The 16,924-nt window shown below is 50.2% G+C and carries 16 protein-coding genes; 13 read left to right on the top strand and 3 right to left on the bottom strand.

What is annotated here, in order from left to right; translation table 11 throughout:
• The first annotated feature begins 19 nt into the window (after positions 1 to 19).
• Positions 20 to 766 carry a hypothetical protein gene (locus tag MCJ35_RS09535; RefSeq protein WP_025487304.1) on the top strand — a complete coding sequence of 249 codons (747 nt, stop codon included), beginning with the start codon at positions 20 to 22 and terminating at the stop codon, positions 764 to 766.
• 11 nt (positions 767 to 777) lie between these two features.
• Positions 778 to 1,542: a CPBP family intramembrane glutamic endopeptidase gene (locus tag MCJ35_RS09530; RefSeq protein ID WP_240299457.1), complete on the top strand. Its 765-nt coding sequence runs from the start codon at positions 778 to 780 to the stop codon at positions 1,540 to 1,542.
• A gap of 78 nt (positions 1,543 to 1,620) precedes the next feature.
• Here the strand turns inward: MCJ35_RS09530 and MCJ35_RS09525 are convergent, their stop codons facing one another.
• Positions 1,621 to 2,421, bottom strand: coding sequence for an SDR family NAD(P)-dependent oxidoreductase (locus MCJ35_RS09525; RefSeq protein ID WP_025487307.1), 801 nt, complete (start codon positions 2,419 to 2,421; stop codon positions 1,621 to 1,623).
• A gap of 126 nt (positions 2,422 to 2,547) precedes the next feature.
• Positions 2,548 to 4,527 (bottom strand): oxidoreductase, encoded by a 1,980-nt coding sequence (locus MCJ35_RS09520; RefSeq protein ID WP_240299456.1) that lies wholly within the window; start codon positions 4,525 to 4,527, stop codon positions 2,548 to 2,550.
• 109 nt (positions 4,528 to 4,636) lie between these two features.
• Between MCJ35_RS09520 and MCJ35_RS09515 the strand changes: the two genes are divergently transcribed.
• The 6 genes from MCJ35_RS09515 to MCJ35_RS09490 all read left to right on the top strand — a co-directional run bounded on the left by MCJ35_RS09515 (position 4,637) and on the right by MCJ35_RS09490 (position 8,849).
• Entirely contained in the window at positions 4,637 to 5,248 is a 612-nt protein-coding gene (locus MCJ35_RS09515; protein WP_025487308.1) for a TetR/AcrR family transcriptional regulator, read from the top strand.
• A 662-nt stretch (positions 5,249 to 5,910) separates the two neighbouring features.
• Entirely contained in the window at positions 5,911 to 6,984 is a 1,074-nt protein-coding gene (locus MCJ35_RS09510; protein WP_025487309.1) for an RNA ligase RtcB family protein, read from the top strand.
• 8 nt (positions 6,985 to 6,992) lie between these two features.
• Positions 6,993 to 7,583: a peptide chain release factor H gene (gene prfH / locus MCJ35_RS09505; RefSeq protein ID WP_025487310.1), complete on the top strand. Its 591-nt coding sequence runs from the start codon at positions 6,993 to 6,995 to the stop codon at positions 7,581 to 7,583.
• 127 nt (positions 7,584 to 7,710) lie between these two features.
• A complete protein-coding gene (locus MCJ35_RS09500; protein WP_008725781.1) occupies positions 7,711 to 7,932 on the top strand; it encodes a hypothetical protein in 222 nt (73 codons plus the stop codon).
• Positions 7,933 to 7,973: 41 nt separating this feature from the next.
• On the top strand, positions 7,974 to 8,540 hold the full coding sequence (lepB, locus tag MCJ35_RS09495; RefSeq protein WP_025487311.1) for a signal peptidase I: 567 nt from the start codon (positions 7,974 to 7,976) through the stop codon (positions 8,538 to 8,540).
• 60 nt (positions 8,541 to 8,600) lie between these two features.
• Positions 8,601 to 8,849: a hypothetical protein gene (locus MCJ35_RS09490; RefSeq protein WP_025487312.1), complete on the top strand. Its 249-nt coding sequence runs from the start codon at positions 8,601 to 8,603 to the stop codon at positions 8,847 to 8,849.
• A 146-nt stretch (positions 8,850 to 8,995) separates the two neighbouring features.
• On the opposite strand, the gene MCJ35_RS09485 is transcribed toward MCJ35_RS09490, so the two are convergent.
• Positions 8,996 to 10,411: a sodium-dependent transporter gene (locus MCJ35_RS09485; RefSeq protein ID WP_025487313.1), complete on the bottom strand. Its 1,416-nt coding sequence runs from the start codon at positions 10,409 to 10,411 to the stop codon at positions 8,996 to 8,998.
• Positions 10,412 to 10,653: 242 nt separating this feature from the next.
• On the opposite strand from MCJ35_RS09485, the gene MCJ35_RS09480 reads away from it, so the two are divergent.
• The 5 genes from MCJ35_RS09480 (at position 10,654) to MCJ35_RS09460 (ending at position 16,775) form a co-directional block, all read left to right on the top strand.
• Positions 10,654 to 11,382 (top strand): helix-turn-helix domain-containing protein, encoded by a 729-nt coding sequence (locus tag MCJ35_RS09480; protein ID WP_025487314.1) that lies wholly within the window; start codon positions 10,654 to 10,656, stop codon positions 11,380 to 11,382.
• Between the two features lie 20 nt (positions 11,383 to 11,402).
• Positions 11,403 to 12,848: a DEAD/DEAH box helicase gene (locus MCJ35_RS09475; RefSeq protein WP_025487315.1), complete on the top strand. Its 1,446-nt coding sequence runs from the start codon at positions 11,403 to 11,405 to the stop codon at positions 12,846 to 12,848.
• 74 nt (positions 12,849 to 12,922) lie between these two features.
• Positions 12,923 to 13,645 carry a tyrosine-protein phosphatase gene (locus MCJ35_RS09470; RefSeq protein WP_025487316.1) on the top strand — a complete coding sequence of 241 codons (723 nt, stop codon included), beginning with the start codon at positions 12,923 to 12,925 and terminating at the stop codon, positions 13,643 to 13,645.
• A 154-nt stretch (positions 13,646 to 13,799) separates the two neighbouring features.
• Entirely contained in the window at positions 13,800 to 14,621 is an 822-nt protein-coding gene (locus MCJ35_RS09465; protein ID WP_025487317.1) for a hypothetical protein, read from the top strand.
• Complete coding sequence (locus MCJ35_RS09460; protein WP_353656067.1) at positions 14,622 to 16,775, top strand: penicillin-binding transpeptidase domain-containing protein; 2,154 nt, start codon at positions 14,622 to 14,624, stop codon at positions 16,773 to 16,775.
• Positions 16,776 to 16,924: the final 149 nt, after the last annotated feature.

The raw sequence follows: 16,924 nt of genomic DNA, 5'->3' as shown, positions 1-16,924 counted from the left end.
AGTCAGGAGGCCCCAATCAATGAAAACCTTCTTCCGGCGTATCAGGGCAGTCAGTCCTATCATGACAATCATATGGATTCTATTTTGCTGCGGATATGCACATGCTGCGGAACCTGCTGAATCAATCGCACAAACTTTTATTCTATCAGACGAAAATGAAATAAAAGATATAAGCAAATATACAGAAGATATAAGAAAGTCAGACAGCGAACATATGACTGACGCCGTACTTAAAGTATTTGATGTTTCTGATGACGGGGATATGATTGTAGGATTCAGGGATGGGTATATGAATGCATATAACCAGAATGGGGAATTTATTTTTGGGCTTGTAATCGATACCAAAGCACATTATTATCTCCAATTCCATGGCAATCATATACTCATATCTTCAATACGGTCCAATATGGTATATGAGGTAACGCGGGATGGGGAAGTATGTAAGGTATGGAATAAAGGAAAGGTGGACACGGATGCCGAAAGCAGGCTAATACAATATTTAGATAAGCCCAGCCGGACGATTGATGGGTATACATATGAACGTTCTGCTTATCCATCCCAATTTGTAAGAATATCCCCAGACGGAGAACGGCAGGTTATATACAAAGCCCCTCACATATATCCCATAGGGGGCTTACTCTATTTCTTATTTTTTACACTGGTCGGATTGCACGTTTTCTGGTCGCTTGGGAAAGGACATTTTAAAACCAGCCATTATGGAAAAAATAATGTATCTTTATGGAAAAACCAAAGAAATGTACGATAGGAGGGAAAACCATGGCATTTCTAATATGGATATTTTTTCAAATGATTACATCTATAATAAATGGACTCTGTTTTTCTATCTTCTCATCATTAGATTACATAGCTAGGTCTATTATGCTCTATACAACCCAAGGCATATCCTACATGGTGTTCATTATATTTTTTAAAAAATATTTATCTGGTTCCAATCTTAAAAAATGTTTTATATCATCCGAATGGAGACCATATCTTTTATGCCTATTAACCGGCATTGGTATATGTATGTCCCATAAACTGATTTTCATGCTTATTCCACAGATTGGGACAGGCTTGTTTAATCAGATTGGAAGTGAAACATTCCATGCCATACAGGATAGTTCGAGAAATCCAGTCATTATTATTTATACGTGCCTTATCCTGCCTGTTTTAGAAGAATTATTTTTCCGTGGTATTCTGTATAATAGTATAAAACGTTATCACAGAAATATTTATGCCGTTATTTTTTCCGCCATATTGTTTGGTATAAGCCATATGAATTTGGTCCAGTTCATTAGTGCGGTTTATATGGGTCTGATTATCGGCTATGTGATTTCAATTACAAATGATTTAAGGCTAGGTATGCTTATACATATAGCCAATAATACCTATTCCCTTATCTTGAATTATTTTATGAAATCCGATTTTATTCCATATCATGTTATGGTTTCTTCTATCGCCATTGGATTTCTGATTCTTATCTTTAGTTTGATTTTCCTGAAAAAGTATATAAAAAATCAAGCTGACCCGGAACTAATATGAAGAGGTACGGTATTGCCCGATTGAATCCAATCCATGCAATACCGTACCTCTTCCCCAATCATCCGTATCCCGTCATCCTCAGCATCCAGCTGTCCTTGGCGCTATGGAGTCCGCATAATCGGCCCCCGGAAGGGTATAGCCCCCATTAACCAGCAGGCACTGTCCGGTGATGAAAGACGCCTCGTCGCTGGCCAGGAACAGCACGGCATTGGCCATGTCCTCAGGCTCTGCCACACGCCTTAAAGGGACCGCCCTGGCGTATTGTTCCATGAACTCCGGGGGAAGCACCTTGACTGCGTCTGTTTTTGTAAAGGGAGGCATCACAGCGTTGCACCGGATATTCTGGGGACCGTACTGGACGGCAATATGTTCGGTCAGCGCATTGACCGCTGTCTTGGCAATGCCGTACCAGCTTCTGGTCAGCTGGGGGACCACGGCTGTCTCGGAAGATATGTTAACAATGCTTCCGCCGCCTCCCTCTATCATATGGGGAACCGCATACTGGGCACACAGGGATGTGACGATGGTATTGAATTCAAATGCCTTATGTATGGCTTCCATATCGCTTCCCACGATATCCTTGTTCCCGGGCCTGACCCCGCCGCCCAGATTATTTACCAGGATGTCGATACGTCCCTCTGCCTCATAAACAGATTCCACCATGGGCCTGATGGTATCAAGGATATCCCCATCAAAATAAACCACGTGCACCCTGCGCCCCAGCGCGTTATGGGCGTCTGCGATTTCCTGTCCCGCGTCCACCCTTCGCACAGCCATATAAACAATGGCCCCTTCCTCTGCAAAACGGTCCGAAATGGCCCGTCCGATTCCTCTTGTACATGCGGTTACGATTGCAACCTTGTCCTTAATCCTGTCCATTTTCCACCCTCCTTATCTGTCAGTGGGAACTGCGCCGCGCAGTTCCCATATAGTCCTATATTCCCAGCGCCATAAGCCCTGAATTCCCAGCACCGTAAGCCGTATATTCCCAGCACCGTATTAGCCCTATATCCCCAGCGCCGTATAATACCCGGCGGATGAGGAGGCTGCGAAGCTGTCCGGCATTTGGCTGTCACCGATATTGTAAAATTCCGGAACCATGGATGCCAGCTGGTCACACAGTTCATTGTTGGGTTTATCCCCGATACTGATTAACACGTCATCACAGACAATTTCCGTTTTCTTTCCTTCCTTGTCCTCGATAATGACTCCGGAATCCGTGATTTCCCTGCAGGTACACTCCATATATGCAGTCAGGCCATGTCCCTTTAAATGCCCCATAAGGATGGAGCGGGTAGTAGCGGCCATCTTCCCTGCCAGGGTGTCCAGCATTTCCACCACAGTCACTTTTTTGCCCTGCAAAAGCAAAAGTTCAGCTGTCTCACAGCCAACCACGCCGCCGCCGATGATTACTACATGGCTGCCTGTTTCCTTTCCGAGAAGCGCCTCCTTGGCAGTGGAGACAATGGGTTTTTCAAAACCGGGTATGGGGAGTGCGGCCGGACGGACTCCGCAGGCCCAGATGACTGCGTCCGGTTTCCGGGACAGGATCCACGGTACATCCGCCCTGGTGTTCAGAAGGACCTGTACGCCGTTCAGCTTCAGCTGCTTTTCATAGTAAGGGTATAACTGTTTCAGGTTATCCTTGTAGGGAGGCGCCACCGCGTAGTCCAGCTGGCCGCCAAGGTGGTCATTCATTTCCACCAGGGTGACCTGGTGTCCCCTCATGGCAGACACCCTGGCAGCTTCCATCCCGGCGATGCCGCCTCCTACAACCAGGACATTTTTTTTGACAACGGCAGGCCGGATGGAATAGTCATTATCCCCATTGCCGAGCACTGCATTACAGGAACAGCGGATGTGGCGTCCATGGGAGAGCTGGTCATCGGCGCACAGGTTGCATCCGATACAGGGCCTGGCCTGGTCATAGCAGTCATGTTCCAGATAGTTCACCAGATGAGGCTCCGCCAGAAGCCCGTGTCCCATGAAAATGAAATCGCATTGTCCGTCAGCCAGGGCCTGTTCCGCCAGCTCCGGCAGGTATGTGCGTCCGCCGCCGATGAATACGGGCTGTCCCTTTTCACCCGGCATGGAGAGCACGGTCTTCTTGACAATGGAACAAAGTCCCAGCATGCGTCCTGGTTTATCCGCCGTACTGGGGATATCGTCCAGATCCGGCTGCGGTTTCCAGGAACCTCCCATGACCTCAATCCCGTCAGCCCCTGCGGTGAGGAAACGGTTGGCGTAGTACATTCCTTCCTCCATGGTAATCCCGCCCTGTTCCCCGGCCTCCATGACAGCCTGCTTCACCACAAGCCCGAACTCCCTGCCGCAGCCGCGTCTGATTTTTCCTATGATATTGGAATAGAAACGGCTCCGGTTCTCCGGGCTGCCGCCGTATTCATCCGTCCTTATGTTGGCAGTGGAAGAGAGGAACTGCTGTCCCATATAGTAACCGCAGGCGTGGAGTTCCACACCGTCAAACCCGGCCTTCTTAGCCCGGATTGCAGCCGCTGCATACCTGTCCTCAATCTCCCGGATCTCGCTGGTGGTGAGGGCCTTTGGTTCCTCATTGCCAAAACCCATCATGAAGGAAAATGGCATCGGCACGGCAGATGGTCCCACTGGCTGGGCGTGGATATTCTTCCTGCGCGCGCCGCGTCCGGTGTGGCTCAGCTGGAGAAAACATTTTGCGCCGTGTTCATGGATGGCAGAAGCCAGGCGTGTAAGCCCCGGTATGTATTTATCGTCATCGGCCACAAGCATGTTCAGCGTGTTCAGGCCCAGCGGGGTGTCCACGCAGGTCACCTCCACCATAATCAGGCCAACGCCGCCTTTGGCCCGCTCAACATAATGGTTGACAATGGCATCGTTGACGAATCCATGGTCCGACATGTTGGTTCCCATGGACGGCATGACCGTACGGTTGCGCACGGTAACATGCCCGATTCTTCCCGGTGTGAAAATATGTGGATAACTGCCCATAATAATACCTCCTTGAATGTTTGGTTGATTGGATTATCTTCACAAAAAGCAGCATTCCTGCTATAATAAAACCCGGAACAGATAAAACACGGGAAAGCAGGTAATCAATATGAGCCTTCGCCAAAAAGAAAAATCGGAAATGACCCATCAGGAGATTAAGGCCGCGGCCCTTAAACTTTTCCAGGAACGGGGATACAGGAATACCAGCGTACATGACATCGTGAAGGAATCCGGTTATTCCATTGGTTCATTTTACAATCATTATAAGACAAAGCGGGATGTGCTGGCTGATATCTGGAATGAACATGCCATAACATTCATCCGGCATTCCACAGAGGAAATCGGGAACCTGCGCACCCCGCGGGAGCTGGCCGATTACCTGATTGACAACTCCAATGCCTTTGACCGGGATGAAAAGACCGTCCGGCTTGCCAAAGCAGCCCAGGAGGACCAGGTGACCGTTGGAAAGAACTACGAGGGGGTAAGGGAGGCATCGCAGCTTTACCTGGAGCGGATAGCCGGACTGCTGGGAGAGTTCTGCCCGCATACGGGGAAGGAGATTCTGTTATCCCATGCCAGTGTGCTGGATTCCATCCAGTATGCCCATTCCGAAGTGACCAGGAAGAAGGTTGGATACTTCTTCCATGACGATACCGTTAAAAACGATATATTATCCCTCATAGACCATTGGATAGAGGAAGACCGCCGGACCAGATCTTAACCCGGCGGTCTTTTATGTATAAATACTCCCGCCAAAAGTGAATATGTTCACTTTTAGAATATATTCATTTATGTCCAATGTCAATGCTAATTTTGAAAATGTCTTCTCTTATCACTATTTTTTCTGATTTACACAAACCTTCCCCCTGCTTTTTGTACATATTGTCCAAGATATTGATTTCATTTCCTTCATGTCCAAGGTTGTGTTTGAATCTTCATCCCTGTCAGCCTTACGCCTTGCCATACGCATATTTTTATATTATAATAAGGGTTATTAAACGAATGGAGACAGGATCATGAGCGCAGGAGAGTTATTCACAAAGCTGTTTGAAAATCCGGTCAATACGGCCGTTACCGTACTTACCGTTGTAATTGTGATTGAGCTGGTTAAGTATTTCATCAACCGCAAATAAAAGTTTTCTGTTTAGTGGTTGACATTTTCCGGCTTTCCCATTATAGTAAGTTCTAGAATAAGTGGGACGGCGGTCCTTCATAAGCAAAGGAGTGGTTGTTATGTTGGCAAATCAGATGGATCAGGTGAAAACAAGATAACAGTGTAAATCAGACAGGGACTGGCGTATGATATGTTTTTTTGCGCACGGCTTGTTGTCGTGTTTTTTTGTACCCTTTTTTACCTGTCAGCTTATGAAGGAGATTTAAGATTTGAATCAGGAAAATTGCATATTGATCAGTAATCAGAAGAATTGGGTGGAGCAGGCTGCCAAGGACCAGCTCTGCGGCGTGGGCAGGCTGCCCGGGGTCATAAGGGCCGTGGGGCTGCCGGACCTGCATCCGGGCAAGACGCCGGTCGGAATGGCGGTTCTCAGCCAGGGAAGGTTTTATCCCCATTTGATTGGAAATGATATCGGCTGCGGAATGAGTCTTTTTAAGACAGAGGTAAAACAGAAGAAATTTAAGATGGATAAATGGGTAACCCGTTTAAATTCCATACGCGGACTGGAAGACATCCCATGTGACATTCCCTATGCGGAGGCGTGTCCCATCCGGGATTTCGGGACCATCGGTGCAGGCAACCACTTTGCTGAATTTCAGTGCCTGGACCAGGTGTATGATGTGGATAGGGCGGAAAAGCTGGGGCTTATGGACGGAAAGATCTTTCTCTTAATCCATTCCGGCTCCAGGGGCTATGGGCAGGAAATCCTTTCCCGTTTTTATTCGCCGGATGGACTTAAGGAGGGTACCCCCAAGGCGGATGCTTACCTGGCGGAACACGACAATGCGCTTTTGTGGGCCGGGCGCAACCGGCTGGCTGCCGCTGTCAAGCTTCTGGATTACCTGAATGTTGACAGCCGGACGCAACGGCTGACGGACAGCTGCCATAATTATGTGGAGCAGACCAGGGAAGGATGGCTGCACAGGAAAGGAAGCGTGTCGGCCGGACACCATGCCCTGGTCATTCCCGGTTCCAGGGGAAGCCTGACTTATGTGTGTGTTCCAGGCAGGGATACACACATATCCCTGGATTCCATTTCCCATGGAGCAGGCCGCAAATGGGCGCGCAGCATCTGTAAAAGCCGGATTGACCGCAAATACGACCGCAATTCCATACGCAGCACCAGGTATAAAAGCCAGGTGGTGTGCCACGACACCAACCTGCTGTTCGCAGAAGCGCCCGAGGCATACAAGAACGTGGAACAGGTTATGGAGTCACTGCTGGAATATGGACTGGTTGATGTGGTCGCAACCCTGCGCCCGCTCATCACATTTAAAGGGTAGGTGAGGATATGAGGGTACAGATCAGCTCCGGGCAGGGCCCGGCGGAATGCGAACTGGCAGTGGGATTATTTTACAGACAGCTCCAAAAGGAGAGGAGGGATATGCGCCTGGTCCAGAGTGTCCACGGAAAAACAGGCAGAGGGTATTCCTCCATCATGTTTGAGACAGAAGAAGATATGCGGGAACTGGAGGGCAGCGTGCTCTGGATATGCAAAAGCCCGTTCCGCCCGGAGCACAGGCGGAAGAACTGGTTCATTGACGTGAGTATCCTGGAACAGCTGCCTGATGCCAGGGAGGATATGAAGCTGCGTTTTGAAACCTTTTGCAGCGGAGGCAAGGGCGGTCAGCATGTGAATAAGGTGGAGACAGGGGTGCGCATCATCCATGTCCCCACCGGGATATCGGTTGTGTCCACCGAGGCCCGCAGCCAGCACATGAATAAAAAGCTGGCCATGAACCGCCTGTGCGATATCCTTGCAGATATGGAACTGGAGAACAGACAGAAGGAAAAGGAACTGGCATGGCTGGAACACACCCGCCTGGAACGCGGGAATCCGGTGAGGATTTACGAAGGCATGCAATTCATCAGGAAAAAATGATCCTGTGTGATTTGTCATAAAATCTTAATAGAATATATACTATCCATATTTTCCTTTCTAACTTAGAATAAAAGTAGTTATCCATTCTGTTTCATAAAACACAGGATTCACACGAAAGGAGAGGCTTATGAGGGCAAATAAATGGCGTCTGTGGGGATTGATTGCATTTCTGTGTTTCATTAACGGCCTTGCCTGCTGCCATATCAGGTACCGGCTTGCCGGGGAACGGTGGCTGGCCAATCCTGACGGCAGGGCCATATTGGTTGTGACGGTTGTTTCGGCAGCCGCCCTGGCCGGTTGTATCGTCATGGATGTCAGGAGGGGCAGGCGGCAGCATAGGCAGGGATAGTCACACCGTATCAAAGATTAAAAAATAATGTGAGGATTACCATGAAAAAACAGACAGATACAGACAAACAGGAGCCAAAGGGCATGAAGAAGGAAATCCTGGAATGGCTTCAGATCATCATCGTGGCGGCAGTAATCGCATTCTGCCTGAATACCTTTGTGGTGGCAAACAGCCGGGTTCCCTCGGCTTCCATGGAAAATACCATCATGACAGGCGACCGGATCCTTGGTTCCAGGCTTTCCTACCATTTCGGGAACACACCTGAGCGGGGGGACATTGTCATCTTTACCCACAAGGCAGAGCCGGGAAAGGATAAGACACGGCTGGTAAAGCGGGTCATCGGCCTGCCTGGCGAGACAGTTGATATCCGGGAAGACAAGGTCTATATCAACGGCTCAGACATACCGCTTCAGGAGTCCTATCTGCCGGAGGCCATGGATTCAAAGGACTACCACTTTGAAGTGCCTGAGGACTGTTACCTGATGCTTGGCGATAACAGGAATCATTCCATTGACGCACGTGGGTGGGAGGACCCCTATGTGACAAAGGATGAGATAAAGGCCAAGGTCCTGTTCCGGTATTTTCCCAACATGGGGAAGATTCAGTGAAACCACGATAACTGACAGGCTTATGCCTGCACAACTCCTGCCGTGAAAGGGGATGTAGTCATGAAAAGAATGATTGATCCGCTGCTCCTACCTGCGTGTGCCATAATCCTGATTGTATACGGGCTTGCAAACCACGCAATGACCATAAGGCTTATTGATCCGGAAAAGTATCATTGGGTGAATAGTCTTTTATTCTCATTAGTACCACTGATTGGCGCTAAGATATGCTGCCATAAAGAAAAGTATGGTCAGGCCATTGCCTGTATCATCGCAGCCATTGCGTTCCCGGTCATCTCATTTTTCATGTAAATATCCATGGCCGCACATGGCCCTGAACCGATGACACGAAAGAAAATCCAGGAATCCTGCCTTGGCACAGGAATCCTGGATTTTCTCAATGATTTTAATACATATCAACTTTTAACTGCCCTGTCCGGGATATCTGCTGCGCCTTATCATGTAAATAAACCGCGGAGCATGGTAAAGATACCTGCTGACTGTAAAAACAGGACCGCCATCATGACAGGCGTCACATAGCGTATCATAAATGCGTACATCTTCTTACGTCTGAATACATTTCCATTTACTTCCATCTCTTCGTCAATCCAGGACGGTTTGATGATCCATCCCACAAAGATACAGGTCAGCAATGAGATGAACGGCATCAGGAAGCTGTTGCTGATATAATCCATCAAATCCAGCAGCTGGGCGGTCTGTCCGTTTGGCAGGGGCATTTCAAAGTAAAAAATATTGTATCCCATGCAGATGACTGCGGCAGCGGCAGCGAACAGAACGGCAATAATCAGGCTCATCTGGCGGCGGGACCTGTGGAACAGCTCCATGCAGTTGGCAACCAGCGTCTCCATGATGGAGATACAGGAGGTCAGGGCCGCAAATGCCACCATGATGAAGAAGACAAGGCCAATCAGTGCGCCGGCCCGGCCCATGGCGTTAAATACCTTTGGCAGGGACACAAACATCAGGCTTGGGCCGGAAGCCATGCCTTCGGTTCCTGAGAACACGAACACGGCAGGAATGATCATAAGCCCGGCCAGGAACGCAACACCCGTGTCAAAAAATTCAATCTGGCTTAAGGAGCGGTTCAGGTTTACCTCTTTTTTCACATAGGAACCGTATGTGATCATGATGCCCATGGAAACACTTAAGGAAAAGAACAGCTGGCTCATGGCGTCCAGAAGGATTTCCAGGAAGCGCTTTAAGGTGATTCCATCCAGGCTGGGAATGATATATACCCCCAGTCCCTGAAGTCCCGTACGTGTGACCCCGTTCCCATCCGTGTACCTGAGGGTAAGTGAGAAAAGCGCAATACCCACAATCATGAAAATCAATCCGGGCATGATGATCCTGGAAAACTGCTCAATCCCTTTTTCCACGCCCCGGTACACGATAAAGGCGGTTGCAGCCAGGAATACCAGCATGAAAAAGACGGGAGAGGCCTTGGAGGTGATGAAGGATGTAAAGTATCCGTCCTGGGCCGCCTCCGCGCCCCTGGCAGTCATGTAAGTGACAATGTATTTCGTGACCCAGCCCCCGATTACGGAATAGTAGGTCATGATCAGGGCAGGAACCAGGAATGTGAGATATCCCAGGAAATTCCATTTTTTGTTGATGGCCCCAAATGCCTTGAGCGCATTCTGCTTTGTCTTCCTTCCAATGGCAACGTCCGTGGTCAGAAGCGTAAACCCAAAGGTAAGCACCAGGACCAGATAGATGATTAAGAACAGGCCGCCCCCGTCCTTGGCTGCAAGATAGGGAAAGCGCCATATATTTCCCACACCAACCGCACTTCCGGCCGCGGATAAAACAAATCCGATGGAGCCGCTGAAGCTGCTTTTCTTTTTGGTATCCATAAAATCCCCCGTTTATTCTTATGTTTTTATGATTCCTTATCTAAAAGGAAAACCTCAAATAGTTTATCAGATTTGCTTTATAAATCAAATGTGTCCGTGTTTCATTAAAATAAACTTTTTCGCATAAAAGTTTATTAAGAGTAGAATTATCCGGGAAGATAGTGTATGATAGGGAACTGGACGCATCAGATGCGGACAAGAATATATTTTAAAGAAACTTTCCGGATAGGTCAGGAGGAATCATGAGCAAAATCAATGAACACATTGGCGGGCGCATCCGCATGTACAGGAAGGCCAGGGAACTGACCCTGCAGCAGCTGGCGGACCTGATTCACAAAAGCAGGGCCAGTGTGAGCAAATATGAAAATGGCGAGATTACGCTGGACGTGGAGACCCTGTCTGAGATAGCGGATGTGCTGATGGTCAGTCCGGGACAGCTGATGGATTTTAGCCCGCCGGTTCCAAAGACCCCGAAGCAGCTCCTGAACCATTCTGCCAAAAGTCCCTTTTACCAGGCCAAACGGCTGTATTTTTATTTTTATGACGGCCGTTACAAACGGCTGAAGGACGGAATCATCGATATTTATGAAAGGGAAAACTCGCCGGGAAACTTTGAGGCAACCCTGTCCATCAGCGCCGTGACGCCCACGGGAAGAAGCAGTGAGATATATTATACTGGAAAGGTGGTCTACAGTGATATGCTCATACGCTTTTCCTTTGTGAACCAGTGCAACGCCCTGGAGGAGGATCTGCTCTATATCTTCAATCCCCTGGAAATCCGGGATTCCACGGATGGGCTGCTGTGCGGGATATCCAGCGCCGACTTAATGCCCTGTGCATTCAAATGCCTTGTGACCCTGACACCCCAGGAGCACACGGAAAGCTTTAAGCAGCAGCTCCTCATCACCAGGAAGGAATTGCAGAAATGGCAGAAATTAAACATGTTGATAGTGGACAACAGAGGACTATAGAAAGAGGACAAACAGACCATATGACAAATAACTTTGAAGCATATAATTTATCACAGCCAATCCTTGACGCGCTGACACTTCTGGGCTACATGACGCCCACGCCCATCCAGGAGGCCGTAATCCCCAAGGCTCTTAACGGACAGGATATCGCCGCCCGTTCCCAGACCGGGACAGGCAAGACACTGGCCTTTGCAGTCCCTATCTGTGAGCAGGCCGTCTGGGAAGAAAACCTTCCCCAGGCCCTTGTACTGGAACCGACCAGGGAGCTGGCCGTACAGGTAAGCCGCGAGATCTTCCTCGTGGGAAGGAAGAAGCGGCTGAAGGTCCCGGCTGTGTTCGGAGGATTCCCTATTGATAAGCAGATTCAGACCCTGAGACAGAAATCCCATATCGTGACAGGTACCCCGGGGCGGGTCATGGACCATCTGCGCAGGGGCAGCCTTTGCCTTTCAAAGGTCCGTTTCCTGGTGATTGACGAGGCGGACCTGATGCTGGACATGGGATTTCTGGATGAGGTGCGGCAAATCCTCTCCCTGCTTCCAAAAGACAGGAGCACCTTCCTGTTTTCAGCCACCCTGGACAGACAGGTGCGGGAACTGATGGGTGAGGCTGTGTCAGAAGCAGTGTTCATTTCCATGGAAGATGAGGTTAAGGCGCCGCCTGCAACCCAACAGTCCGTGTATCAGGTTTTGCAGGAAAATAAATACAACGCGTTTAAGAACATACTCATAAAGGAAAACCCGGACAGCTGCATGATATTCTGCGGAACCAGGGAAATGGTCAATGTGCTGTTCCAGAAGCTGCGCAGGGACCGTATTTTCTGCGGTATGATCCACGGGGAAATGGAGCAGGCGGAGAGGCTTAAGCATATGGACGCGTTCCGCCGTGGCGGGTTCCGCTACCTGATTGCCACGGATGTGGCTGCCAGGGGCGTTGACTTTGAAGGCATTTCCCTGGTGGTGAACTATGATTTCCCGACAGGGCGCGAGACCTATGTGCACCGGATTGGCCGCACCGGCAGGAACGGGCAGTCCGGACGGGCAGTCAGCCTTGTGACTGAGGATGAACTGAGGATGCTTAAAAAAGTAGAAGAGTATATGGAAACCACCCTGCCGGTCAACCCCCTCCCCGAACCGGACCAGGCAGAGGAAAAGGAATTCTGGGCACTCCAACGGAAAAAAGCAGCGCCCAAAGCAGGTAAGGACGCAGCCCTGAACCATTCCATCCTGCGCCTGTCCATTGGGGGCGGCAGGAAATCCAAGATGCGGACAGGGGATATCGTTGGAACCATATGCAGCATTGACGGGGTGGAGGCAGAGGATATCGGGATCATCGATATCAGGGAAAGCCTTACTTATGTGGAGATACTCAACAGGAAAGGCCCCATGGTGCTGGAGCAGCTTCAGACAAAGACCATCAAGGGGAAGGTTCGCAAGGTAAGGACTGCTGGCAGCAGCGTGATATGACAGGAATGGAAGGACAGCGTTTGCATGTTAGATGATATCATTGTTACGGATTACATGGAGGATAAGAGAGGAATATGAAACGGAATTGGATCAGGCTCCCATTAAAAGGGGCACAGAATGTACGGGAATTAGGAGGACTGCCTGCAATGGACGGGCATCAGACTGCGTGGCACGCGTTTTTAAGGTCGGACCAGCTGTCCGGCCTGACTGCAGAGGACAGGGAAATGCTGCTGGCTTACGGCCTTTCAACGGTAATTGACCTGCGAAGCCCAGGGGAGACTAAAAAACGGCCTGACAGCCAGGAACTGCTGGATAGCATCCTGTACTGCCATATCCCGTTCATGGAGGCGGACATTTCGCCGGAAGGGCAGGCAGGGGCATTAGACAGCCTGCAGGATTTAGGCAGCCTTTATCTCTCCCTGCTGGAACGCAAGGATGTGATCCGACAGCTGTTCCGGCAGATGGATGAGGCCCCGGATGGCTGTATCCTCTTTCACTGTACGGCAGGGAAGGACAGGACCGGGGTCCTGGCTTTAATGCTGCTGATGCTGGCAGGTGTTGACAGACAGGACTGCGAGACAAATTACATGCAGTCATTCACGAATCTGACCAGGAACCCTCAGTTTGCCTATCTGAGCCAGAACGGATACCACTACCTGGTCAGGTCAGATGCAGAGGATATTGACAAAGCTTATAATCATATTGCATCCTACCCCCATGGGATAAAAGGTTTTCTGGAAGGATGCGGGATTTCCCGCGCCTGTATGGAACGGGTATGCCATCGCATGCTGGGCTAAACCCGCCGGACAACAGACATCCCCGGACATTCCCCGTACCAGTACAGAAAAATAGCTGATAAATCACAATAAATATTTAATAACTCCCATCCGCGGATATAGTATACTATACCTGTACATTTCAGGAAAAACAACCGCAGGGAGGGAACGTATCATGACTGAATCCACTAACAGACAACCGGATAACAGGTTCCGGCGTCTTCTTGCCGCAATTACCGCGGTGGTCACCCTTATCATCATATGGGCGCTGTATGATTCGGAATTTCATTATGCCGATACTGCCAAGGGACAGAAGGAGGCGGTTGCTGATTATATAACAGATACCGCTGGGAACAACAGCCGCCATTCGGTCCAGCCCGGTGACCCGCTGCGTGTGATTGCGTCACGGAAAGTAAATAAACATCTTTTCATTTTCTACGGTGCCGGGGACCAGGATAACATTCATGGCCTCGTCCATCTGATACGGGGAATCAACGGCAGATACCGTCCGGTGGATGCAAGTCTCAGTCCGTTTCCATACACCGCTGGAATCCATGCGGAACAGCTGCGGGTTAAGGGAGGCGATATGGAACTGCTGGCGCTGGCAGGCGATGACTGCCAGGATATGGACGCGTTCCGGATTACCTATATAACATCAGAGGAAGGTACTGGGGCGGAAACGTCCTATGAGCAGATTTATCAGATAGAAGAACCGGATTTCCTATGGCTCAAGGACCTTAAGGAAGTGCGGGAAGAACTGGGCCTTAAGGATAATGCACAGATCCGCCTTTCTGCAAAGGAAATCCAGTTGCTGGACAAGGATGGAAATGATATCACCCGCCAATTTAAGGATCCTTCCATAAGCCAGGGATGGGGCGGCGGAAAAGGCACGGCAGAAATGGGACTTCTGTATGTATTAATAGGGATTGTCGGAGGACTGGGCCTTATATTGGTCCGCTACCTCCTCTATGACGATAAAAACCATGGGAGGCATTAAATGACAGGAAGCATGAAAAGACGGACCCGCCGGAGAGGAAGAAGAGGCGGGAAGGGACTCATACTGGCCCTTGTGCTGATTGTACTGGCAGGTGCCGGCATGGGCGGCGCATCTTATTATTATATACAGGCAAGGAATCAGGCAGCCATCCCAAAGCCGGATGAACTGTTTGTCCGGTATGTCTCCTTCCTGTCCCAGGGCAGTTATGGGGAAATGTACGGTATGCTGGATGACCAGAGCCGCCGGGAGATAAGCCTGGAGGATTTTGTTGCGCGCAATCAGAACATATATGAAGGCATTGAGGCCTCCCATATCCAGGCTGACATCAAAAGCGTGGAGGAGCCGCAGGAAAATATTGCCGTGGTGAATTACCAGATGAGCCTGGATACAGTGGCAGGTGCAGTCTCATTCCCCAATCAGGTGACCTTTGTAAGGGATGAGGAGGGATATTACCATATGTCCTGGAATGACCGGGTCATATTTCCTGAGTTCAGCAAAACAGATAAGGTCCGGGTGTATACGGAAAAGGCGGAACGCGGGGAAATCTATGACAGGAACGGAACGCTTCTGGCAGGCAGGGGCGCCGCATCCCTGGTTGGCCTTGTTCCTGGAAAGATGAGCGCCGAGCCTGGCCAAGACATGGAGCACCTTTCATCCCTCCTGGGAATTTCCACGGAGGGCATTGAAAAAAAACTTGGCGCGAAATGGGTGAAAGGCGATTCCCTGGTACCCTTAAAGACGCTTAAAAAGGTAGATGAGCTGAATCTTAAGTCCGGGGCGCCAAGTGAGGAGAACCTGCAGGACCGCGCCCTTCAGGATGAGCTTCTGACAATACCCGGCATCATGATCACGGATACGCCGGTCCGTTCCTATCCCCTTGGGGAGCAGGCCTCCCATCTGATTGGATATGTACAGAACGTGACGGCAGAGGACCTGGAAAAACATGCCGGGGAAGGATATCTGACTGACAGTGTCATCGGGCGGAGCGGCATGGAGGCCCTGTTTGAAAATGAACTGCGGGGCACCAACGGATGCACGGTTGCCATCATCCGGGAAGACGGTTCCATGAACCGGGTGCTGGCAGCCATCCCCAAGCAGGACGGCAGGAACATTACCCTTACCATAGACAGCGGTCTTCAAAGCGCCATATATCAGGCATTTAAGGAGGATAAAAGCTGTTCTGTCGCCATGAATCCTTATACGGGCGAGGTACTGGCCCTTGTGAGCACGCCGTCCTATGACAACAATGATTTCATACTGGGTATGTCCCAGGAAAAGTGGGACGCGCTGAACGGGGATGGGCGCAATCCGCTGCTGAACCGTTTCAGGCAGAGGTTTGCTCCCGGTTCCTCCTTTAAGCCCATAACGGGCGCCATCGGCCTGGATGCAGGAACCCTGGACCCGGACCGTGATTATGGGGAAGAGGGGCTGAGCTGGCAAAAGGACGAAAGCTGGGGGAATTATCATGTCACCACCCTCCACAACACCAACCCGGCCACACTGGAACACGCCATGGTGCTGTCCGACAACATTTACTTTGCAAAGGCCGCACTGGAAACCGGATATGATGCCTTTGCCTCCGGACTTGACCGCCTGGGCTTTAACCAGGACCTTCCCTTTGAAATCGCCGTGGCCCAATCCCAGTATTCCAATACGGAGCGCATTGAGACGGAAATCCAGCTGGCGGACAGCGGTTACGGGCAGGGCCAGGTACTGGTCAATCCAATCCATCTGGCCTCCCTCTATACCATGTTCCCCAATAAGGGAAATGTGATGAAACCCCGGCTGGTCCATGACAAAGACATGGAACCGGAGGTGTGGCTTCCTGGTGTATTTACACCTGAAATCACAGACAGGATTGAAAATGCCATGAAGCAGGTGGTGTCTTCACCAGAAGGCACGGGACGGGCCGCGTACAGGGAGGACCTTACGCTGGCAGGCAAGACAGGGACAGCGGAAATCAAGGCATCCAAGACCGATACCAGCGGAACGGAGCTGGGATGGTTTGCCGTCTATACAGCGGACCCGGGACAGCCCGCGCCACTTCTTCTTGTGAGTATGGTGGAGGATGTGAAGCATGCAGGCGGCAGCGGCCTGGTAGTCAGGAAGGATAAGGCGGTGTTGGACGCCTGGCTGCCGGTTGCACCGCAGTAAGGGACGGGATGCCTGGCTGCCGGTTGCAGGTTTTATGGATTGGCGGCTGAGTGGAAATTTCTATAAGTTGGCAGCCGAGTGGAAATTTCACGGTTGAATCATGCCATATATTCTGTTATAATAAAGCTATCAATAAGAGATTTGAAATG

The sequence above is a fragment of the Enterocloster sp. OA13 genome, from assembly GCF_022440595.1.
GTDB classification, from domain to species: domain Bacteria; phylum Bacillota; class Clostridia; order Lachnospirales; family Lachnospiraceae; genus Enterocloster; species Enterocloster hominis.
This window is presented reverse-complemented; position numbering and strand designations above follow the sequence as displayed.